This is a genomic window from Dactylosporangium salmoneum, assembly GCF_039532525.1.
In the GTDB taxonomy this organism is placed as follows: domain Bacteria; phylum Actinomycetota; class Actinomycetes; order Mycobacteriales; family Micromonosporaceae; genus Dactylosporangium; species Dactylosporangium salmoneum.
In genome coordinates, this window is sequence record NZ_BAAARV010000145.1 from 50,807 (window position 1) to 70,488 (window position 19,682).

A 19,682-nucleotide genomic window follows, 5' to 3' on the forward strand; every position below is an offset into this window, starting at 1 on the left:
TGAAGTAGCTGATCGATGATGTATCGGTGGTTCGCCGGGGTGAGCTGACTGATGCCGCGTGGGCGGTGATTGCGCCGTTGTTGCCCGAGGCTGGGTCGCGGTCGGGGCGGTGGCGTGATCACCGGCAGGTGATCAACGGGATCCTGTGGAAGCTGCGTTCTGGCGCGCCGTGGCGTGACGTGCCGGAACGGTATGGGCCGTGGAAAACCTGTCATTAGCGGTTGCGGCGGTGGACTGCGGGACGGTGCCTGGCAGCGGATTCTGGCCGCGGCCCAGGTTCCTGCTCGCCACCTGGACCGGCGCATGCCCCACCTGCCACCAAACCGTGAAACCGTTACGCCGCGACAGACGTGACCCCGTGCGCGAAATGCGGATAACCGGTGTAGTGACCGATAGCCGGTGGGTGACCGTCGGGGCCACCTAGATTGCTGGCAGTCGTCGTGGAAGGAAGTCCGTGAGCACGAAGGAAGAACCGCAGTACTCGTTCAACGGCCTGCACCACACCCAGTTGGCGATCCCGCCGGGCGCCGAGGACCAAATCCGGGCGTTTTACGGCGGCATCCTCGGGATGGTGGAGCTGGAGAAGCCCCCGGTCCTCGCCGCCCGTGGTGGCTGCTGGTTCCGCGGTGGCGCCCTGGAGCTGCACTTCGGTGTCGAGAAGGAATTCGTCGCGGCCCGCAAGGCACACCCCGGGCTGCTGATCAGCGGCATCGACGCCTTGGCGAAGCACCTGACCGAGTCCGGCGTCGATGTGAACTGGGACGACACCTTCCCGGGCCATCGCCGCTTCTACGCGTTCGACCCGCTCGGCAACCGGCTGGAGTTCCTCGAGCCGGAGCCGACCGACTAGTTAGAGCGTGTCCTGTCGATCATGGCAACCACATCAGGGCAGCGATGATGACGAGGCTTGCTCGGTAGATGCTTGCGCGTTTGGCGAAGCGAGTGGCCAGGTCGCGCCAGTGCTTGAACCGGTTGAAGCGGCGTTCGACGACGTTGCGACGCTGGTAGAGGTGCCGGTCGAAGGTCGGCGGTCGTCCGCCGGCGCTGCCCTTGGCAGTCCGGCGGGCGACCTGGTCGGCGCGTTCTGGGATGGTGTGGCGGATGCCGCGGCGCCGTAGCGCCGCGCGGGTCGAGTCGTGGGCGTAACCCTTGTCGGCAATGAGCATGTCAGGACGCCTGCGCGGTGCGCCCGGACCGGGCCGGCGCACGCAGATGGCGTCGAGCACGTTGAGTAGTTGCGGGTTGTCGCCGGCCTGGCCCGCGGTCAGCAGGATCGACAACGGTCTGCCACGCCCGTCGACCGCGAGGTGAATCTTGGTGCTCAGCCCGCCGCGGGACCGGCCGATCGCCTCACCGTCCTGCGCACCAACCGCCGGCCCGCAGCCACCCCCGACGCCGGTGGCTCCCCCTTTTTCCGGGCGCCAGCCGAATGCTGGTGGGCCCGGACGATCGAGGAGTCCACGCTGATCACCCACTCCACCGGCTGACCATCGTCGTGGACCTGGGCCGCGGTCAGGACTCGATCCCACGTGCCGTCCGCGGTCCACCGCCGCAACCGCTCATGGCAGGTCTTCGACGGCCCGTACCGCTCCGGCAGGTCCCGCCACGGCGCCCCGGTCCGCAACTTCCACAAGATCCCGTTGATCACCTGGCGGTGATCACGCCACCGCCCCGACCTGGCACCAGGCTCCGGCAGTAGCGGAGCAATCACCGCCCAGGCCGCATCAGTCAGCTCGCCACGACGAACCACCGATACATCGTCAGCGATCAACCACTACATGATCGGCAGGACACGCCCTAGGCCGGGGGATCGGCAGCGGGTACCACTCCAGCAAGACCGGACCGCATCACGCCTGGTGCTCTTGGCAGCCGTCCGGGATCACCACGTCCGTGGGGTTGGCCTCGTTGAAGGGAAGCTCCCGGCCGGAGATCACGACGTCGGCGCCGCGGCGGTCGAGCAGGAAGTCCACCGCGACCTGGCCGCAGACCCAGCCGATCTGTGGCTGCCGGGTGTCCGCGGGGCGGAACCGCGCCTCCACCCAGTCGCGGGTCGCCGACAGCAGGTCCGGTTCGCTGTCGGGGATGGCCGCGGTGACGCAGCCCTTGAGGAAGTCCAGCCCGGTCTGCGTCAGCGGGGCGTCGCCGACAGCCCGTAGCTGGCACTCGGCCCCGAGCAACCAGGTGTCCACGTAGTGTGCCGTGACGGACACCCGCGCGTTGTCGAGCTGCAGTTCGCCGTGGACGGTGGTGGCGTTCGGCCGTTCGCCCTGGGCGGTGGTGTCCCGGCTGTCGGGGCTCAGCGTCACCTTCTGGGGAAGCCGGTCGGCCCAGGACATTCCGTCGACGACGGCGATCGAATGGATGCACTTCGGGCATTCGGAGCGGACCGCGCGAACGTCGGGTCCCAGCGACGGAGCGGGACCAGCCTCTGCCGAAGTATCGGCTGACACCTGGTTGGCGGCCCGCAGCTCGAAGCCGATGACGACCGCCGCCGAGATGAGGACCAGCGCGGCCACGATCCCTGACACGATCAGGATCCGCCAGGAACCCTTTGCCGGCGGAGCCTCGCCGTCCTCGTCGTACTCATCCCCGTGATCATCAGACACGCGGGCATTGATACCACGAATGTGCTCTCTGCCGTCGGCCGGCACCGGCGGCAAGCACGCCAGGAACGCGGCAGGTCCGAGTACGTGATCAGGCGCGACCAGCGGATCCGGGTGAGCTGAGCCGGAAGCGCAGGAACGTCCGGCCGGCCACCTCGACCGCTCCATCGGGCCGAAACCCGAACCGTCGTACGGCGGCGGTGCCCCGGGAGGGCGGCAGCAGCACGGTCACCTCGTCGAAGCCGAGCGGGCCGAACGCCTCGGCCAGGAGCCGCTCGGCGATCGCCCGCCCGTGACCCCAGAACACCGGACGCAGCACGAGGGCCAGGTCGGCGTCGTTGCCCTCGGGCTGCGGGCCGCCCCAACCGGCGAACACGCCGTCGACCAGAAGGGCCCACGGGCCGTAGCCGTGGTCGCGCCACATGGCCTCCTTGGCGGCCACCCAGGCGGCGCAGTCCTCGCCGCCGAAGCAGCCGGCGGCGAGCGGCATGTGCCGGCGGACCCGGGGATCGTTCATGAGCTCGATCAGGTGAGCGGGGTCGACCTCGGTCAGCCGGACCAGGGACAGCATGCCGCGACCCTACCGGTCCCACCGGCACCACGGAGCGGACCGGACAGCGGGCCGTTGACATCAACAGGTAACTTTGTTTACTGTTTCTCGGCATTCCCCGTAGAGAGGATTGTCGATGCGCAAGCTCGTCGTCCCGGCCGTCGTGCTGACCGTCCTCGCCGGCGCCGTCGGCACCGCGGCCGCCGCGGCCGGGCCGGTTCCGCCGGCGCCCGCCGACCTGACCGGTTCGGTCGCCAACACCGGCATCGCCCTGTCCTGGCGGCAGCCGGCGGGCGGGCCCGCGGTCGCGTCGTTCCGCGTCTACGAGGGCGGCGCGGTCGTGCGGCGCACGGCGACGACGTCGGCCCCGATGCAGTACATCGGCGTCAACACCACCCACACCTACACGGTCACCGCGGTCTCCCCGGCCGGCGTGGAGTCGGCCCCGTCGGCGCCGTTCACCGGTACCACGTGGACGCCCGGCATGGCGCCCCAGTGCGACGAGCCCGCGCCGCTCACCGTCTTCGACGTGACGTCCTCCGGGCTGTCGGTGCGCTGGTCGGTGGGCCGGTCCTCGCCACAGCTCGCCCTGACGGTCAACGGCCGCGACTACGGCGTCGTGCCCGGCACGAGCCTGCGCGTCGGCGGCCTCAGCCCCGACACCGCCTACGGGATCACCCTGCGCCGGGTCAACTGCGACTCGCGCGACCCGGCGGTCGGCTTCGCCACCACCCGCACGCTGCCCGGCGCGACCAACACGGCCGCCGCGCCGCGCAACCTCGCGGTCACCGCCCAGGCCGACCGCTCGATCGGCCTGGCCTGGTCGGGGCCGACCGACGGCTCCTACGTCCACCAGTACGCGGTCTACGACGGCGCCTACCGGGTCGCCACGACCTGGACCCCGTCGGCGACGGTCGCCGGGCTGTTCCACAACACCGTGCACCGCTTCACCGTGGCGGCGCTGGACGTGGCCGGCAACGAGTCGGAGCACAGCACCGTGCTGTCGCCCTCGACCGCACAGTGCCCGACCGGCCCGCCGGCGCCGGCCGCGGTGACCGCCACCGCCGTCAGCGCGTCGACCCTGCGCCTGGACTGGACCCTCGAGTCGACGGCCGGCTCCTACACGGTGCTCGACGGTGACAGCCCCGTCGCCACCGTCACCGATCCGGCCGCGGTGCTCACGGGCCTGGCGCCGGCCTCCCAGCACAGCCTGCGCGTGGTCGGCTCGCTGCCCGGCTGCCCCGACACGCCCGCCTCGGCGCCGCTGGCCGTGACCACGCTCGCGGGGCCCGCCGGCCGCCCGGCGGCGCCGCTCGGCTTCCACGCGGGCCAGCCGACGATCGCCTACGCCTACGACGCCGACGTCCCGCTGTCCTGGACGCCGTCCGCCGGGCTGGCGTACCGCCTGTACGACGGCGCCACGGTGGTCGGCACGTACCAGGGCAGCGCCGTGACCCTGCGCACCCGCGGCGCCGAGCGGCACCAATATCGCCTGACCGCGGTCGACGCCAACGGCGACGAGTCCCCGGCGACGGCCCCGGTCGAGGTGATCACCCCGTTCCTGGTCGCCCCGTAGCGCCGCGGCGCGCGACGCCGGGGCCGGCGGGCCGGATCCAGCGTCGCAGGCGCGCGATGTGCTGCGGCCCGAGCCCGTGCGCGGCGGCGGGGGCGATCAGCAGCGGGTCGACGCCGCGGCGGGACAGTTCCTCGGCGCAGTGCCGGGCGCGGTCCGGGGGTGCGGTGCCGCCGAGGTCGTCGTCCACCCAGGCGACCCGCGTGACGTGCGGGTTGCGGCCCAGCCACGCGAGCAGCGCCGGGAGCTTGGGCCACGCGTCGCCGGACGGGCGTACCTCGACCTGGTCCCAGTCCTGCCCGGGGAACGGCCCGCGCATGGCCCGGCGCGCCTGCGGCAGCCAGCTGGTGAGCCAGAGCGGGGTGACACCGGGGCGCGCGCCCAGGTCGGCGAGCGCCGCGCACAGGGCCGGCGCGACGCGCACCGGCTGCAGCACGGCGCCGACTGCAACGAGGGCGCCGAACGGGCTGAACCCCGACGCCGGGCAGACGACGCCGTCGATGTCGAGCACGAGGGCGGTGTGCAAGGCCCGACCATAACCCGCCGCGACCGGGGACTTCAACAACTTGTTGACAAACAGATTGTTGATGACCAGGCTGGGGCCGTGCACGACGAAGGATCGGACGAGCGGCGAGCCCGGGCCCGGCTGACCGGCCGCGGCGGGAACGACCTGCCGCGGCTGCCCTGGCTCGCGGACGGCCAGCCGCACGACGCGTTCACGCTGATCCGCCAGGCGCTGTGGCGGGCCGGTGCCGACCGCGGCGCATTGGAGCTGCCCGACGACCTGCTGGCCGCGATCGCCCTGCTCGCGTCGGCCCGCGCCGAGCTCGACCAGCTCGAGGCGGGGCTGCTGTTCGTCGCCCGCGCCGAGGGACTCACCTGGGCCGAGGTCGCGCGGCCGCTCGGGCTGCGGACCGCCCAGGCGGCGCAGCAGCGGCACGAGCGCGTGCTGTCCCGCCTCGGCGAGGAAGGCCGCTCGTGAGCGTCGTCGCGCTGATCGACGCGGGCCCCGCGTGCGGCGGCAAGGCACACCGGCTCGCCGTCCTGCTGCGCGCCGGCCTGCCCGTCCCGGCCGGGTTCGTCGTCCTCGACCCGGCCGGCGACGAGGAGATCGGGGATCACCTGGGCCGGCTGCGCGGCCCGGCCGTCGCGGTGCGCTCGTCGGGGCCGGCCGAGGACTCCGCGGCGGCGTCCTTCGCCGGGCAGCTGGAGACCGTCCTCGGCGTCCGGGGACACGACGAGGTGCTGGCCGCCGTCCGGCGCTGCGCGGCCTCGGCCCGCACGGACCGGGCCCGCAGCTACCGGGCCCACCTCGGCCTCGACGGCGGGGCCGCCGTGCCGGTGATCGTGCAGGAGCTCGTCGCCGCCGACCGCGCGGGCGTGCTGTTCACCCGCGACCCGCGCACCGGCGCCGACGCGGTGGTGATCAACGCGTCCTGGGGCCTCGGCGAGTCCGTCGTCTCCGGCGCCGTGGTGCCCGACGAGGTCGTCGTGACCGCGCCGGCAGACACCGTCCGGGTCGGCGTCGGGGCCAAGCAGAGCCGGCTCGACCTGCGCGAGGAAGGCCTCGTCCGCACGCCCGTGCCCGCGACCGACCGCAACCGCCGCTGCCTGGCCCCGGACGAGGTGCACCGCCTGGTCGCGCTCGGCCGGCGGTGCGAGGAGCTCTTCGACCGGCCCCAGGACGTCGAGTGGGCCATCGACGGCGACCGGATCTGGCTGCTGCAGTCGCGGCCGATCACCGCCCTCGGCCCGCCGGCGGCCGCGGACGGCCAGGGTGCGGCACCCCCGCTGGTCACCGGCGTGCCCAGCCGCCCCGGCCCGCGGGCGGTCGCGGACGGCCAGGGTTCGGCGCCCCCGCTGGTCACCGGCGTGCCCAGCAGCCCCGGCCGGGCGAGGGGACCGGTCCGCCTGGTGCGCTCGGTCGACGACTTCGCCCGCGTCCGGCGCGGCGACGTCCTGGTGTGCAGGACCACCGACCCGGCCTGGACCCCGCTGTTCCGCCTCGCCGCCGCCGTCGTCACCGAGACCGGCGGCGTCCTCAGCCACGCCGCCATCGTCGCGCGGGAGTTCGGCATCCCCGCCGTCGTCGGCGCCGGCCGGGCGATGACCAGCCTGACCGACGGCACACCCGTCACCGTCGACGGTGCCGCCGGCACCATCACCGAAGGATCGGACTGATGGCGCACCCGTCCCCGCCCGGCCTGCTCGTGCTCCACGCGGTGCGGCTCAAGGGGTTCGCCGGCACCGCCGCCGTCGGCGACCGGTTCGGCCTCGACGCCGGCCAGACCCGCGAGCACCTCCTCGATGCCCAGGCGTACGGCCGGGTCAGCAGATCCTCCTTCGCCGACCTGACCGGATGGTCGCTCACGCAGATCGGGTACCGGTACAACGAGGCACAGCTGCGCGACGAGCTCGACCGCACCGGCGCCGGCGAGACCGTCACCGCCGTCCACGAACGGTTCCTGCCGCACAACGCCCGGGCGTCCCGGATCTTCACCGCGTGGCAGCTGGACCCCGGCAACGCCGCCGGCACCTTCCATGATCTCGCCGGCCTCGCCAACGAGCTGCGCGACCTCGAACGGCCCCTCGCCGGGCTCCTGAGCCGGTTCGCCGGCTATCACGACCGGTTCACCGCCGCGCTGGCCCGGGCCGTCCACGACCCGGCATGGATCACCGGCATCGAGGTCGACTCGTGTCACAAGGTCTGGTTCGAGCTCCACGAGGACCTCATCGCCACCCTCGGCATCACCCGGTGACGCCCCTATATCGGTGCAAAACGGACCGCGGGCGGCCGAACGTTACCATTGCGCGTTGGTGACGAACATCCGAGCGGACGGAGCCAGGGCTTGAACGCGTGGGAGCAGGTCGAGGCGCTGCGGTTCCCGGGGCGCGAGTTCGACCCCTCGACCGGCGTGGCGCGCTTCCATTACGCGCTCGGTGACCTGGTCCTCACCGAGACCGTCGACTTCGGGCCGCCGTCCGTCGCGCACCCCGCCCTGGATCGGGTGCTCGACCTGCTGTACGTCGCCGCCTCCACGTCCTACTACAAGATCGCCGCGCCGCCGCGGGTCGAGCTGGACGGGGTGGCGCTCGCCGAGGGCGCGCTGCCGTGGGTCCGGGCGCTCTACCACGACGGGCTGGGCGAGTTCGCGTACCGCAACAAGCTGGAGTACGTGCTCGAGCTCCCGATCGAGGCGGCGCGGTTCGCCGAGCCGGCCGACTGGCGGCACGTGCCGTCCGGGCCGCCGCTGGCCGCGGTCGGGGGTGGCAAGGACTCGATCGTGACCATGGAGGCGCTGCAGCGGGCCGGGCTCGACCCGGTGCTGTTCGCCGTGAACCCCAACGCGATCATCCGCAGCGTGATGGCGGTGTCGCCGCAGCCGGTGCGCGAGGTGCGCCGCCGGCTCGACCCGCGGATGCGCGAGCTCAACGAGGCCGGCGCCTACAACGGGCACATCCCGGTCACCGCGATCAACTCGCTCATCGCTGTCGCGGCCTCGCTCATGCACGGCCTCGGCCCGGTGGTCATGTCGAACGAGAGCTCCGCCTCGGTACCGAATCTCAGCTGGCTCGGCCGCGACATCAACCACCAGTGGTCGAAGGGGCTGCCGGCGGAGGTGCACCTGCGGGAGGCGCTGCTGTCCCACGCGGGGATCCAGGATGCGTACTTCTCGTTGCTGCGCGGCCTGTCCGAGCTGCACATCGCCGCCCTGTTCGCCAAGTTCACCGCCTACGACGAGGTGGTGACCAGCTGCAACGCGGCGTTCAAGCTGACCGGCGCCAGCGACCGGTGGTGCGGGCACTGCCCGAAGTGCCGGTTCGTCTTCCTGGCGCTGGCCCCCTTCACCGGCCGGGAGCGCCTGCTGCACATCTTCGGCGCCGACGTGTTCTCGGATCTGACGCAGCTGCCGGGGTACCGCGAACTCATGGGCCTCACCGCGCACAAGCCCTTCGAGTGCGTCGGCGAGATCGAGGAGTCCCTCGTCGCCCTGCGGCTGCTCACCGAGCAGCCCGACTGGCGCGACACCCCGATCGTGAAGGCCCTCGCCGCCGAGGTGCCGAGCCTGCCGGCCGACGCCGAGGTCGACGCCGCCTTCCGCGGCGACGCGCCGAACGTGGTGCCGCCGCGCTACCTGGCGGCGCTCACCGCGCTGGGCTCGCCGCGATCAGGCTCCTGACCGCCGCGGCGATCCGCGGGATCTCCCGCCGCTCGAGCTGCGTCCAGCTGTCCCCGTAGGGCGCGTCGCGGATCAGCGTCGCCAGCCCGTCGGTCACCTTGCAGCGGGCGACGGCCCGGGCCACCATCGTCACCGGGTACCCGCCGGAGGGGTGGGCCAGCAGCCCGGTCGTCCACGCGCGGGTCTCCGGGATCTCCTGCATCTCGGTCCACTCGAACCGCCCGATCACCCACAGCGCCCCGACCTCGAGCTCGTCGATCTCCTCGCGGGGCCGGCCGAGCCGCTGCTTGACGAAGCGGGAGCGCCGCTCCACCACCGGCACCGGCGCCACCCCGGCCGCGTAGAGATCGAGCGAGGCCTGGCCGGACGTCACCCACTCGCGCTCGGCCACGTCCCGCGCCTCGGCCCGGGCGTCGCCGCCCCCGGTCACCCGGCGGCGCCGCTGCAGGCACTGGATGCACAGGGCGGCGTACCCCGCCCCGGTCACCTCGTTGTGCGCCTGGTGCGACATGCAGAACGCCCGGCCGCACTCCCGGCACCGCCCGATCGCCAGCACCGCGCACCCGTCGATCGCACACTCGGCAGCCATGCGGCCGACCATATCGCTCCCCGTCGAACCCCGCAGAACAGCGGTCGGCTCAGCGGTACCAGCGGCGCAGGGTGCGCAGGACCTCCGGGCCGCCGAGCTCAGGGGGCGGGGCCGGGAGCTGGCGCAGCAGCAGGTCGCGCTCGGTGACGTACGACGGTGCCGGGTCGCTCAGCGGGACCGGCGGGAGCCAGAAGCGCTCGATCTCCACGTCCGGCTCCGTCAGGCCGGCCAGGGCACTCGCGGTACCGACGGGGGAAACGACGCCGGCCGCGGAGGCCTCGCCGGGGTCGGGCTCGGCCTCCCCGCCGCCGCGCAGGGTGCGCAGCGCCGTCAGGAGGGCGTCGCGGGTGCGGCCGCGCCACAGCAGGATGAGGAACGGGTCGGCGTCGAAGCGCTCGGCCAGCAGGTAGCAGGTGGCGGCCAGGTGCTTGCAGGGGACCGCCTGGTCGGGGCACGAGCAGCGCATCGCGAGGTCGGCGAAGCGGGCCGGGAACAGCGGGGCCCCGGCCGCCCCGAAGACGTCCTCGACGTGCGGCGGGAGCTCGCCGGACAGCAGCTTGGCGGCGCCGAGGGCCTCCGCCGCCAGGGCCTGCTCGACCGCGGACCAGACGGCGTCGGGGAAGGTGGCGAGGCCGATCGACACCTTGTACGGCTCCGGGCGCGAGCCCTGCACGGTGGCCTTCACCAGGCCCGGCACGACGTCCAGGCGCAGCACCTGGCCGGCCCGCGCGTAGTTGCGGCCCCGGGTCAGGCGGGTGCCGAGCGCGAAGGACTCGAGCACGGCCAGGAAGCGCTTGGACCACCAGCTCTCGCCGATCGCCCCGCGCGTGCTGCGGGCCCGCAGGCCGCCCTCGACCCGGACCGTCCGCGCGCCCCAGTACTCCGGCGTCGTCACCCCTGCAGGCGCTCCAGCCCGGCGGCCACCCGGCGCGGCGCGAATTCCATGACGGTGTACTGCGCCAGCTCCTGCCGCCGGAACGGGTCCGTCTCCAGGCGGGCCTCCAGCTGCTCCCGCGGCAGGCCGGCGGCCAGGATCACCCCGCCGGTGCGGGGGACCAGCGGCCCGGAGGCGACGAAGACCCCTTCGTCGTACTGCGCGTCGACCCAGTCCTGGTGCTCGCGCAGCACGGCGTCGATCTGCTCCATCGGGGCCAGGTAGCGCAGCGTGATGACGAACACCGGAGCAGTCTAGCCACCGCTCCGCCCCGCGATTTTGGGTAGTCGGCCGGTGCAGCGGGTACTCGATCGAGACGCACGGCCGGACGTTGCCGGCGGCCACGAGCCCAGCGAGGGGGTCGATGAACACCGCTCGGGAGAACCTCGCCGGGGCCGCCCGGAAGATGGCGGACCTGGAGGTCGGCGCGCTGTCCATCTGCGGCACGCCTCGCCGGCACGGTGGCGCCGGCCGGCGTGGCCCGCTCCAGGCCGTCTCCGAGCCGTGACCCGGTGGGGGACCGGCCGGGCCGAGGCCCGCCGTCCACGCCGCCGCGCCCGCCGCCGACCGGCGAAGCCGAGCTAGGAGGACGAGATGGACGTGTCGTTCCTGCGCCCCCTGTACGAGCGGCCGGGGCGGTGGGCCTCGGTGTACCTGGACGGGACGCGGCAGAGCGAGGACGTGACCGCCGCGGTCGAGCTGCGCTGGCGCAACGCGCGCACCGGGCTGGAGCGGGCCGGGTGCGACAGCGCGACGGCGGACGCGCTGGGGGCCGCCCTGCTCGCCGAGCGCGGCCGGGAGGGCCCGCGCGGCGTTGCGGGGTTCGCCTGCGAGGGCCGGGTGGAGCTGATGCGCGTGCTCGACGGGCCGCCGCGCCGGCAGATCGCCGCGTTCGAGCAGCTGCCGCACACGATGCCGCTGCTGGCGCAGCTGGGCGAGGGCATCCCGTACGTGCGGGTGTTGCTGGACCGCACCGGCGGCGACGTCGAGGCTGTCGACATCGGCCGGGTCGTGCACCGCGAGAGCGTGGCCGGCGGCGAGGTGTTCCCGATGCACCGCAGCAAGCCGGGCGGCTGGTCGGCCCCGCGCTACCAGCGGGCCGCCCATGTGACCTGGCAGCGCAACGCCGGCGACGTGGCCGCCGCGGTCGCCGAGGCGGCCTGGCAGTGCGGCGCCGAGGTCATCGTCGTCGCCGGCGACCCGCAGGCCCGCCCCATGCTCGTCGCCCAGCTGCCCGAGCACTGGCAGGAGCGCGTCGTGCAGACCACCGCGGGCGCCCGCGCGGCCGGCGCCGACCTGGCCGCCCTCGACGACGCCACGGCCGAGGCCGTCGCCGAGCGCGCCGCCGAGGCCGCCGCGGGTGTGCTCGACCGCTACCACAGCCACCGCGGCACCGGCGGCGCCGCCGCCGACGGGCTCCCGGCCGTGGTCCACGCGCTGCAGCGCGGCCAGGCCGACACGATCCTGGTCGTCGACGACCCCTCCGCGACCGGCCGGCTGTGGATCGGCCCGGAGCCCCTGCAGCTGTCGTTCGACCGGGCCGAGCTCAAGGCCATGGGCGTCCCCTCCCCGGAGCGGGCCCGCGCCGACGCCGCCCTCGTCCGCGCCATGGTCGGCTCCGACGCCCACATCCTCTTCGTCGCCCCGGAGGACCTGCCGGGGGGAATCGGCGTCGCCACGCTGCTGCGCTACGCCGACACCACGACCCGCCACCGCTGACCCGCAGGGTTCGGTCGATACGCTCGCGGGCATGTGGATCGTTGAGCTGGAGTTCACCGAGGCGCCCGAGCGGCTCGCGGCGCGACCGGCGCATCGGGAGGTGCTCACCGGGCGGCACGAGGCCGGGGTGGTCCGGATGGCCGGGCCGTTCGCCGGCGACGGCGGGGCGCTCATCGTGCTCGACCTGCCCGCCCGGTCGGACGTCGAGGCGTTCCTCGCCGCCGATCCGTACTACGGCACGCCCGGCGTCACGGTCGCGCGGGTGCGGGAGTGGACGCCGTTCCTGACGTGACCGACCGGCGGCGGCGCAGCAGGCCGGCGACGATGGCCAGCAGCGCCAGGCCGTAGCCGACGCGCTGGGCGGTCGCGGTGGGCAGGCCCAGGTCCGGGGCGAACTGGGCCAGGTACGCGGCCGGGGCGACGGCCAGCCACTCGGCCGGGGCGCCGTAGGTCACGAGCATGACGAGCAGCAGGGTGTACCACGGATAGGCGGGCGCGGCGACCAGCAGCGTGACGGTCACCGTCGCCGCCGCGGCGCCCCACGGACGGCCGGGGTCGGCGCGGCGCCAGGCCAGCAGGGCGGTCGCGGCGAGGATGAGCGCCGCGGCCGCCGGGGCCAGGGCCGCGGGCAGGACGGCGTCGAGCAGCGCGAAGCGCGAGCCGTCGGCGTAGCCCTCCTCGTGCAGGTACCCCGGCAGGTAGCCTAGTACCGCCGGGCCGGCGGCCAGCACGTGCGGCAGGTACACCACCGCCAGCGCCCCCGCGGCACACAGCGCGACCGCCGCCGCCGGGCGGGGCGGGCGGCGCAACAGGGCGGGGGCCAGCAGGGCCGGGGTCAGCTTGGTGGCCACGGCCAGGCCGAGCAGTGCGCCGCCGAGGGCCGGGCGGCGACCGGCGGCCAGCACCCAGACCGCGGCGGCGGCCAGGCCCGCCGCGACGACGTCGACGTGGGCGTTGTTGCCGGCCTCGAGGGCGACCACCGGGCACCACGCCCACAGCACCGCCCGGCGCGGGTCCCGGCCCAGCGCCGCCAGGGCCCGCCACAGCAGCGCGCCGACGAGGGCGGCGCACAGGGCCATCGCGAGCTGCATCGGGCGCTCCCGGGCCGATCGCGGCGACAGCAGGACCACGCCCGCGAAGACCGCCTCGGCCACCGGCGGGTAGATGGTCGGTACCGCGGGACGGTTGATGAGCGTGCACCCGTCGGCGACGCACCAGTGCGACGACGGCGGCCACAGGCCGGGCTCGCGGAAGCGGCGCAGCTCGGGGGCGGCGGGCGGGTACCGGTACGGGTCGACGCCGGCGAGCTGCACCCGGCCGTCCCAGACGTAGCGGTACACGTCGTCGCTGCTGTCCGGCGGGTGGGTCGCGGCGGTCAGGGGCAGGGCGACGGCCCCGAGCAGGACGAGGACCAGCGCGGCCCGGCGGTCCACCCGCGGCACGAGCCGGGCGCCCGCGGCGAAGGGCAGCCACGACAGCAGGTACCAGCGGCCCGGCAGCAGCAGCGCGCCCAGGATCGCGGCCAGGCACAGCCCCGCGGCCACGCGGCGGCTCATCGGCGCCCCCGTTCGCGGGCGACGCGGACCGCGGCCCAGGCGCCGCCGGCCACCGCGACGACGGTCAGCAGCAGCACCAGGTTGCGGCCGTAGTGCTGGGGAAAGGCCGACGGGTTGCCGGCGACGCGTCCGGCGCCGACGACGAACGGCAGGGCGACCGCGGTGAGCGCGGCGGCGACGACGAGCGCGGCCCGGGCGGGGTGGCGGGCGGGCGCCGGGAGCAGCCGGGTGACGAGGACCGAGGCGAGCAGCACCAGCGGTACCAGCACGAAATCATGCACGGCGAGGGCTACGGCGGCGAAGACCAGCCGGCCCCGCAGCTCGTCGGCGGGCGCGTCCAGCCAGCCGTATACGCCGTAGGCGATGAGACCCAGGCCGAGCACGGCCAGCACGGCCCTCATCGGGGCACCACCGTCACGGCGGCGACCCATTTGGTCTGCAGCACCCCGGGGCGGTTCGGCGCGACCAGGCGGCACGGGTAGCCGTGGTCAAGGTGCAGCGGCTCCCCGCGCAGGCGCAGCGCGAGCAGGGTGAGCGGATCCCGGGCCGGGCCGGGCTCCAGGACCGACGCGCGGTACGGGCCGTCGGGCTGCAGCGACTCCACCGAGACCGGCCGGTCGGTGTCGCCCGCCCCGACCAGGCGCAGCAGGTCGGCCACCCGGACGCCGGACCACCGGGCCGCGGCGCTCCAGCCCTCGACGCACGCGATCGGCAGCTCCGCGGAGGCCTGCGGCAGCGCCAGCAGATCCGCCAGGCTCAGCGCGTGCCGCCCGGCCGGCCCGGTGACCAGCAGCCGGTACCCCTCGTCGACCCGCGCCACCCGGGCCGCGGCGGCGGTCTTGTTCACCGGCAGGCCCTGCGGACCGATGCCCGGCAGCCGCGGCGCGAGCAGCGACACCCTCCGCAGCGGTGCGACGGTCTGCCCGGCCGTGGCGACGGTGACGCCCGCCGCCGCGGTGCCGACCAGCGCCAGCGCGCCGCGCCGCGACCATTGGCCCGCCGCAGGGACCGGCCGGGGAGCGGGCCGCGCGGCGCGGACGACCGGCAGCTTGGCCGCGACGTGCAGCAGCAGTGCGCCGGCCAGCAGCCAGGCGGTCCAGTAGTGGGCGCCGACGAAGCCGAACGGCATGGCCGAGTACCAGTAGGCGATGTTCAGCACGCCGGTGACCAGCTCGAAGACGGCCGCGGCGGAGAGCAGGCCGACGGCCGCCCGCTCGAGCGCGTGGCCCAGGCCGCGGGCCGGCGGCCAGGCGAACAGCTTCGGGAAGACGGACCAGACCTTGGCCGACAGCAGCGGTACGGCGGCCAGACCGCTCGCCACGTGCAGACCCTGTGTGACCCGGTACAGCTGCACCGGCCGCGCCGGCCAGTGGAACCAGCCGGGCGGGTGCTGAATCCAATGGCTCAGCACGCCGGTGACGAAGCAGACCAGCAACGCGACACCGAGCCACAGCCCGAGGTGAGCGGTCAGCAGCGGCGAGCGCAGCGGGCTGGTGAAGCGGCGGCCCAGGTCGCGCATCAGCGCGCCGGGGTCAGGCGGGCGGAGCATCGGCCGGCCTCCCTCCGGGTTTCGGTGACGTGCGGTATGGGGCGCTCGCGCGGCGGCGCGGATGACGGGTCAGCGCGCCGGGGTCAGGCGGGCGGAGCATCGGCCGGCCTCCCTCCGGGTTTCGGTGACGTGCGGCATGGGGCGCTCGCGCGGCGGCGCGGATGACGGGTCAGCGCGCCGGGGTCAGGCGGGCGAACCACCGGCCGGCCTCCGCCCAGGTCTCGGTGGCGTGCAGCCCGGCCCGCCCGGCGACCGCGGCGATGTCGTCGGCCGCGACGAACGCCCACGCGAACGGCGCGCTGGTCCGGCCCGGGCCGGCGAGGGCGACCGGGCCGCTCCAGCTGCCGGCGCCGGGCGGGTCGAGCTCGACCAGCACCTCGCCGGCCGGGTGGAGCAGGCGGCGGCACCGGCCCAGCAGCCGGACCGGATCGCCGCCGATGCCGATGTTGCCGTCGGCCAGCAGCGCGCCCCGCCAGGCGCCCTCGCCGGGCAGCGGCTGGAACAGGTCCTGGCGCAGCACCGGGGCGCCGCGCCGCCGGGCGTAGCGGACCGCCTGCGGGCTCACGTCGACGCCGAGGACCCGGCGGCCGCGGGCAGCGAGGGCGGCGGTGAGCCGGCCGGGCCCGCAGCCGAGGTCGACGGTGCCGTCCGGGCAGCGATCGAGCAGCGACGGGTCGCCGGGGCGCCCCTCGTGCCAGGCGCCGGGGTCGACCGGTGCCGACGCGGCCCCGTCGGCGCGGACCAGGACCAGCCCGGCCGGCTCGCCCCGGCCGGCCCGCCGCAGCGCCGCGCCGAGCACGGCCACGGGCGCGGTCACCGCCCACGCCCCACAACGCCGGTCTGCCGCCGGCCGGAGCCCGCGGACGACCGCGGGTCCAGCGTGGACAGTTCGCGGGCGAAGCGGCGGTCCGGGCGGGCGGCGGCGGCCGCGTACGCGTCGGCGGCGGTGTCCACGTCGCGCAGCGTCGCCGTGACCGCCACCCGCAGGCCGAGACCGGCCAGCGCGGCGCGGGTGCGCTCGAACGTGTCCGGCGTGGACATCGGCACGGCGGCCAGCACCGCGGCGGCGGCCGGGTCGCGCAGGGCGAGGGTCCACCAGCCGCCGTCCTCGGCCGGCCCGAGCACCGCGTCGGCCCCGGCGAGCGCGGCCGCGGCGGCGACGAGGTGGCCGACGCCGAGCTGCGGGGTGTCCATGCCGACGAGGAGGGTGGCGAGGCCGGGCCGGGCGGTGTCGGCGTACGCGGCGGCGAGCCGTTCCCCGAGCCCGTCCCCGCGCTGGGGGACCCGGCCCCACCCGGGCGGGGCGGCCAGCCCGCCGTCGGCGACGAGGGTGCGGGCCGCCGCCGGGGCCGCGGCGAGCGCCTCGACGGTGTCGGCGATCGCCGCGGCGGCCAGCGCGGCCGCCTGGACCGGCGTCCACGGTGGACAGAGCCGCGTCTTCACCCGCCCGGGCACGGGCGCCTTGGCCAGCAACACCAGCTGGATGCGGGCCGCGGTCATGACGCCGGCCCCCGGGACATGCCGCGCACGGACGCGGGCCGCGGTCGCGACGCCGGCCCCCGGGACATGCCGCGCACGGACGCGGGCCGCGGTCGCGGCGCCGGCTCCGGGACATGCCGCGCGCGGATGCGGGCCGCGGTCATGACGCCGGCCCCCGGGACACGCGCACGGACGCGGGCCGCGGTCGCGACGCCAGCACCCCGGACATGTCACGCACGGCGCGCAGGGTGCCGCGGACCGAGCCGGTCACCTTGGAGCGCCCGCCGGCCGGGCGCGGCGCGTAGTCGACGTCGGCCTCGCCGATGCGCCAGCCCGCGGCCGCGGCGCGGACCATCATCTCCAGCGGGTAGCCGAAGCGGCGGTCGGTGAGGCCGAGGGCGAGCAGCGCCTCCCGGCGGGCGGCCCGCATCGGGCCCAGGTCGTGCACGAGCATGCCCGTGGTGCGGCGCAGGTGCCACGCCACCACCGCGTTGCCCAGGCGGCCGTGGGCCGGCCAGGCGCCGCGGCGGGCCGGGCGGCGGCGGCCCAGCAGCAGGTCGTGCGTCCCGGCCGCGACCGGCTCGGCGACCCGCGGCAGCTGGCGCGGGTCGAAGGAGCCGTCGGCGTCCATGAAGCACACGACGTCGGCGGTCGCGGCAGCCAGGCCGGCGTGGGCGGCGGCGCCGAAGCCGCGCGGGGTCGCGTGCACGACCGTGGCGCCGAACGCGGCGGCGACCGCGGGCGAGCCGTCGCGCGAGCCGTTGTCGGCCACGATCGCGCGGTAGCCGGCCGGCATCCGCGACAGCACCCAGGGCAGGGCGGCCGCCTCGTCGAGACAGGGCAGTACGACATCGGGCATGGCCCGGACGCTACGGATCGACCGGCCCGCAAAGTCTTACGAGAAGCTGACGGACCATTACGAACCGCGAACGCGGACCGCGCCCGGGCGCCCGCCGCGCCTAGGTTGGGGCCATGCGAGTCCTCGTCACCGGCGCCGCCGGCTTCATCGGCGGGCACGTGAGCGCCGCCCTGCGCGCGGCGGGCCACGACGTGGTGGCGCTCGACGCGCTGCACCCGATGGCGCACCGGTCCACTCCGGACGTTCCCGCGGCACTGGTACGGGCGGACGTGCGCGATCCCGCGGCGGTCGCCGCCGCGCTCGACGGCGTCGAGGTGGTCGTGCACCAGGCGGCGCTCGTCGGGATGGGCGTCGACCTGGCCGACCTGCCGGAGTACGCGGGCTGCAACGACCTCGGCACCGCCGTGCTGCTGGCCGCGATGGCCCGCGCGGGGGTGCGCCGGCTGGTGCTCGCCAGCTCCATGGTGGTCTACGGCGAGGGCGCCTACGCCTGCCCGGTCCACGGCCCGGTCGACCCGGCCCCGCGCGACCCGGCCGACCTGGCCGCCGGCCGGTTCGAGCCGCGCTGCCCGCGCTGCGCCGGGCCGCTGGAGCCGGCCGAGGTCGGCGAGGACGCGCCCGTGCGGCCCCGCAGCGTGTACGCGGCGACGAAGGCGGCCCAGGAACACCTCGCGGCGGCGTGGGCGGCGGCGTGCGGCGGCTCGGTCGTCGCGCTGCGCTACCACAACGTGTACGGGCCCGGGATGCCCCGCGACACCCCGTACAGCGGGGTCGCCGCCATCTTCCGCTCCGCCCTGGAGGCCGGCCGGGCGCCGCGGGTCTTCGAGGACGGCGCCCAGCGCCGCGACTTCGTGCACGTCGCCGACGTGGCGGCGGCCAACGTGACGGCGGTGGGGGCGACGGGCGAGCGGGCGGGCAGCGTGGCGTACAACGTCTGCTCCGGGAAACCGACGACGGTCGGCGCGATGGCCGCGGCCCTGGCCACCGCGATGGCCGGCCCCGAGCCCGTCGTGACGGGCGAGTTCCGGGCCGGGGACGTCCGGCACGTGGTGGCCTCGCCCGCGCGGGCGCGCCGCGAGCTCGGCTTCCGGGCCACGATCGGGCCGGAGGAGGGCATCCGCGGCTTCGCCACCGCCCCGCTGCGCGGCTGACGCGCGTTTATTCCTACGGAGCGGGTGGGGAAGCTCATGCCGCATCGCGGCCGTTGCCGATCTAACGTCGCGCTCATGAGGATCGTATTGACCGGCGGGACCGGTTACCTGGGCGGCGCCGCGCTGGGGCAGTTCGTCGCGGGCGGCCACGCCGTCACCGCGTTGGTGCGCAGTGACGAGGCGGCGGCCAAGGTGCGCAAGGCCGGCGCCGAGGCGGCCGTCGGCGACCTGTTCGACGAGGCCTGGACCGCCGAACGGTTCGCGGCCGGCGACGCCGTCGTGCACCTGGCCGCGACCGGCGACGCGGAGGGCGTCCGGTTCGACCGCACGGTCGCCGCGGCGGCGGCGCAGGCGCTGGGCGGCACCGGCAAGCCGTACGTGCACACCTCGGGCGTGTGGATCTGGGGCAGCAACCCGGACATCACCGAGGAGTCCCCGCTCACCCCGCCGGCCCTGACCGCGTGGCGTATCGACGTGGAGGCGGCCGTGCTCGGCGGCGACCTCAACGCCACGGTGCTCGCGCCCGGCATCGTGTACGGCCACGGCGGCGGCATCCCGGCCGGAGTCCTCGCCCCGGCCCGCGACGAGGCCGGCCGGGTGCGCCTGGTCGGCGACGGCACCCAGCACTGGACCACGGTCCACGTCGACGACGTGGCCGCGCTGTACCGTCTCGTCGTCGAGCGCGGCGAGGCCCTGGGCCGCCTGCTCGCGGTGTCCGGCGCCAACCCGACGGTCCGCGAGGTCGCCGAGGCCGCCTCGGCCGGCGCCGGCGTCGCCCCGGAGACGGCCGACGAGTCGCGGGCCCGCCTGAGCGCCCCGTTCGCCGACGCGCTGCTGCTCGACCAGCAGGCCTCCGGCGCCCGCGCCCGCTCGCTGGGCTGGACGCCGTCGGGGCCGTCGCTGCTCGACGAGCTGCGGGCCGCCTGACCACCAGCGTCG

At 75.7% G+C, this 19,682-nt stretch carries 24 protein-coding genes and 1 pseudogene; 12 read left to right on the top strand and 13 right to left on the bottom strand.

The features are described from left to right. Positions 1–26: 26 nt before the first annotated feature. Positions 27–215, top strand: a pseudogene (locus ABD352_RS56715) (transposase); the annotation flags it as partial. A gap of 239 nt (positions 216–454) precedes the next feature. Beyond that, on the top strand, positions 455–850 hold the full coding sequence (locus ABD352_RS56720; RefSeq protein ID WP_344621013.1) for a VOC family protein: 396 nt from the start codon (positions 455–457) through the stop codon (positions 848–850). Between the two features lie 19 nt (positions 851–869). Here ABD352_RS56720 and ABD352_RS56725 read toward each other — a convergent pair. From ABD352_RS56725 to ABD352_RS56735, 3 genes are all read right to left on the bottom strand, one after another. Continuing rightward, positions 870–1,750 (bottom strand): IS5 family transposase gene (locus ABD352_RS56725; RefSeq protein WP_425554019.1). Its coding sequence is split into 2 segments (ribosomal slippage): positions 870–1,412 and positions 1,415–1,750, totalling 879 coding nucleotides; the frame shifts between segments, so codons are not numbered across the junction. A 97-nt stretch (positions 1,751–1,847) separates the two neighbouring features. Then, positions 1,848–2,606 carry a hypothetical protein gene (locus tag ABD352_RS56730; protein WP_344621014.1) on the bottom strand — a complete coding sequence of 253 codons (759 nt, stop codon included), beginning with the start codon at positions 2,604–2,606 and terminating at the stop codon, positions 1,848–1,850. 88 nt (positions 2,607–2,694) lie between these two features. Next, positions 2,695–3,174 (bottom strand): GNAT family N-acetyltransferase, encoded by a 480-nt coding sequence (locus ABD352_RS56735; protein ID WP_344621015.1) that lies wholly within the window; start codon positions 3,172–3,174, stop codon positions 2,695–2,697. 115 nt (positions 3,175–3,289) lie between these two features. Here ABD352_RS56735 and ABD352_RS56740 point away from each other — a divergent pair, with 115 nt between their 5' ends. Beyond that, positions 3,290–4,729, top strand: a complete 1,440-nt coding sequence (locus ABD352_RS56740) for a fibronectin type III domain-containing protein (RefSeq protein WP_344621016.1) — start codon at positions 3,290–3,292, stop codon at positions 4,727–4,729. On the opposite strand, the gene ABD352_RS56745 is transcribed toward ABD352_RS56740, so the two are convergent. After that, positions 4,704–5,252 (bottom strand): HAD domain-containing protein, encoded by a 549-nt coding sequence (locus tag ABD352_RS56745; protein WP_344621017.1) that lies wholly within the window; start codon positions 5,250–5,252, stop codon positions 4,704–4,706. The genes ABD352_RS56740 and ABD352_RS56745 overlap by 26 nt on opposite strands. Before the next feature lie 78 nt (positions 5,253–5,330). Between ABD352_RS56745 and ABD352_RS56750 the strand changes: the two genes are divergently transcribed. The 4 genes from ABD352_RS56750 (at position 5,331) to ABD352_RS56765 (ending at position 8,907) form a co-directional block, all read left to right on the top strand. Then, complete coding sequence (locus ABD352_RS56750) at positions 5,331–5,708, top strand: DNA-binding protein (RefSeq protein ID WP_344621018.1); 378 nt, start codon at positions 5,331–5,333, stop codon at positions 5,706–5,708. Continuing rightward, positions 5,705–6,907, top strand: a complete 1,203-nt coding sequence (locus tag ABD352_RS56755) for a PEP/pyruvate-binding domain-containing protein (RefSeq protein WP_344621019.1) — start codon at positions 5,705–5,707, stop codon at positions 6,905–6,907. The genes ABD352_RS56750 and ABD352_RS56755 overlap by 4 nt, the downstream gene beginning before the upstream one ends. Continuing rightward, positions 6,907–7,485, top strand: a complete 579-nt coding sequence (locus ABD352_RS56760; RefSeq protein WP_344621020.1) for a transcriptional regulator — start codon at positions 6,907–6,909, stop codon at positions 7,483–7,485. The genes ABD352_RS56755 and ABD352_RS56760 overlap by 1 nt, the downstream gene beginning before the upstream one ends. A gap of 90 nt (positions 7,486–7,575) precedes the next feature. Further along, positions 7,576–8,907, top strand: a complete 1,332-nt coding sequence (locus ABD352_RS56765; RefSeq protein WP_344621021.1) for a MurL-like N-terminal domain-containing — start codon at positions 7,576–7,578, stop codon at positions 8,905–8,907. Here ABD352_RS56765 and ABD352_RS56770 read toward each other — a convergent pair. Genes ABD352_RS56770 through ABD352_RS56780 form a run of 3 tightly spaced genes read right to left on the bottom strand, consistent with a single transcriptional unit; the run spans position 8,873 to position 10,675 of the window. Then, the gene (locus ABD352_RS56770; RefSeq protein WP_344621022.1) at positions 8,873–9,496 is read right to left on the bottom strand and encodes a hypothetical protein; all 624 of its coding nucleotides are present in this window, start codon (positions 9,494–9,496) and stop codon (positions 8,873–8,875) included. The two genes, ABD352_RS56765 and ABD352_RS56770, sit on opposite strands and share 35 nt — an antisense overlap. A 49-nt stretch (positions 9,497–9,545) precedes the next feature. Next, the gene (locus tag ABD352_RS56775) at positions 9,546–10,391 is read right to left on the bottom strand and encodes an SWIM zinc finger family protein (protein WP_344621023.1); all 846 of its coding nucleotides are present in this window, start codon (positions 10,389–10,391) and stop codon (positions 9,546–9,548) included. Then, complete coding sequence (locus ABD352_RS56780) at positions 10,388–10,675, bottom strand: YciI family protein (protein WP_344621024.1); 288 nt, start codon at positions 10,673–10,675, stop codon at positions 10,388–10,390. The genes ABD352_RS56775 and ABD352_RS56780 overlap by 4 nt, the downstream gene beginning before the upstream one ends. 119 nt (positions 10,676–10,794) lie before the next feature. Between ABD352_RS56780 and ABD352_RS56785 the strand changes: the two genes are divergently transcribed. The 3 genes from ABD352_RS56785 to ABD352_RS56795 all read left to right on the top strand — a co-directional run bounded on the left by ABD352_RS56785 (position 10,795) and on the right by ABD352_RS56795 (position 12,441). After that, complete coding sequence (locus tag ABD352_RS56785; protein ID WP_344621025.1) at positions 10,795–10,938, top strand: hypothetical protein; 144 nt, start codon at positions 10,795–10,797, stop codon at positions 10,936–10,938. 86 nt (positions 10,939–11,024) lie between these two features. Then, on the top strand, positions 11,025–12,149 hold the full coding sequence (locus ABD352_RS56790) for a baeRF2 domain-containing protein (RefSeq protein WP_344621026.1): 1,125 nt from the start codon (positions 11,025–11,027) through the stop codon (positions 12,147–12,149). A 31-nt stretch (positions 12,150–12,180) separates the two neighbouring features. Continuing rightward, positions 12,181–12,441: a YciI family protein gene (locus ABD352_RS56795; RefSeq protein ID WP_344621027.1), complete on the top strand. Its 261-nt coding sequence runs from the start codon at positions 12,181–12,183 to the stop codon at positions 12,439–12,441. On the opposite strand, the gene ABD352_RS56800 is transcribed toward ABD352_RS56795, so the two are convergent. From ABD352_RS56800 to ABD352_RS56825, 6 genes are all read right to left on the bottom strand, one after another. Beyond that, on the bottom strand, positions 12,398–13,705 hold the full coding sequence (locus ABD352_RS56800; RefSeq protein WP_344621028.1) for a glycosyltransferase 87 family protein: 1,308 nt from the start codon (positions 13,703–13,705) through the stop codon (positions 12,398–12,400). The genes ABD352_RS56795 and ABD352_RS56800 overlap by 44 nt on opposite strands. After that, on the bottom strand, positions 13,702–14,106 hold the full coding sequence (locus tag ABD352_RS56805; RefSeq protein WP_344621029.1) for a hypothetical protein: 405 nt from the start codon (positions 14,104–14,106) through the stop codon (positions 13,702–13,704). Before ABD352_RS56805 ends, ABD352_RS56800 begins: the two co-directional genes overlap by 4 nt. Further along, the gene (locus ABD352_RS56810; RefSeq protein WP_344621030.1) at positions 14,103–15,254 is read right to left on the bottom strand and encodes a molybdopterin-dependent oxidoreductase; all 1,152 of its coding nucleotides are present in this window, start codon (positions 15,252–15,254) and stop codon (positions 14,103–14,105) included. Before ABD352_RS56810 ends, ABD352_RS56805 begins: the two co-directional genes overlap by 4 nt. Before the next feature lie 169 nt (positions 15,255–15,423). Further along, entirely contained in the window at positions 15,424–16,071 is a 648-nt protein-coding gene (locus ABD352_RS56815) for a methyltransferase domain-containing protein (protein ID WP_344621031.1), read from the bottom strand. Next, entirely contained in the window at positions 16,068–16,754 is a 687-nt protein-coding gene (locus ABD352_RS56820; RefSeq protein ID WP_344621032.1) for a TIGR04282 family arsenosugar biosynthesis glycosyltransferase, read from the bottom strand. The genes ABD352_RS56815 and ABD352_RS56820 overlap by 4 nt, the downstream gene beginning before the upstream one ends. A gap of 139 nt (positions 16,755–16,893) precedes the next feature. Beyond that, positions 16,894–17,592, bottom strand: a complete 699-nt coding sequence (locus tag ABD352_RS56825; RefSeq protein ID WP_344621033.1) for a glycosyltransferase family 2 protein — start codon at positions 17,590–17,592, stop codon at positions 16,894–16,896. Between the two features lie 113 nt (positions 17,593–17,705). Between ABD352_RS56825 and ABD352_RS56830 the strand changes: the two genes are divergently transcribed. Further along, on the top strand, positions 17,706–18,743 hold the full coding sequence (locus tag ABD352_RS56830) for an NAD-dependent epimerase/dehydratase family protein (protein WP_344621034.1): 1,038 nt from the start codon (positions 17,706–17,708) through the stop codon (positions 18,741–18,743). Between the two features lie 75 nt (positions 18,744–18,818). Then, positions 18,819–19,670 carry an NAD-dependent epimerase/dehydratase family protein gene (locus tag ABD352_RS56835; protein ID WP_344621035.1) on the top strand — a complete coding sequence of 284 codons (852 nt, stop codon included), beginning with the start codon at positions 18,819–18,821 and terminating at the stop codon, positions 19,668–19,670. The last annotated feature ends 12 nt before the right edge of the window (positions 19,671–19,682 follow it).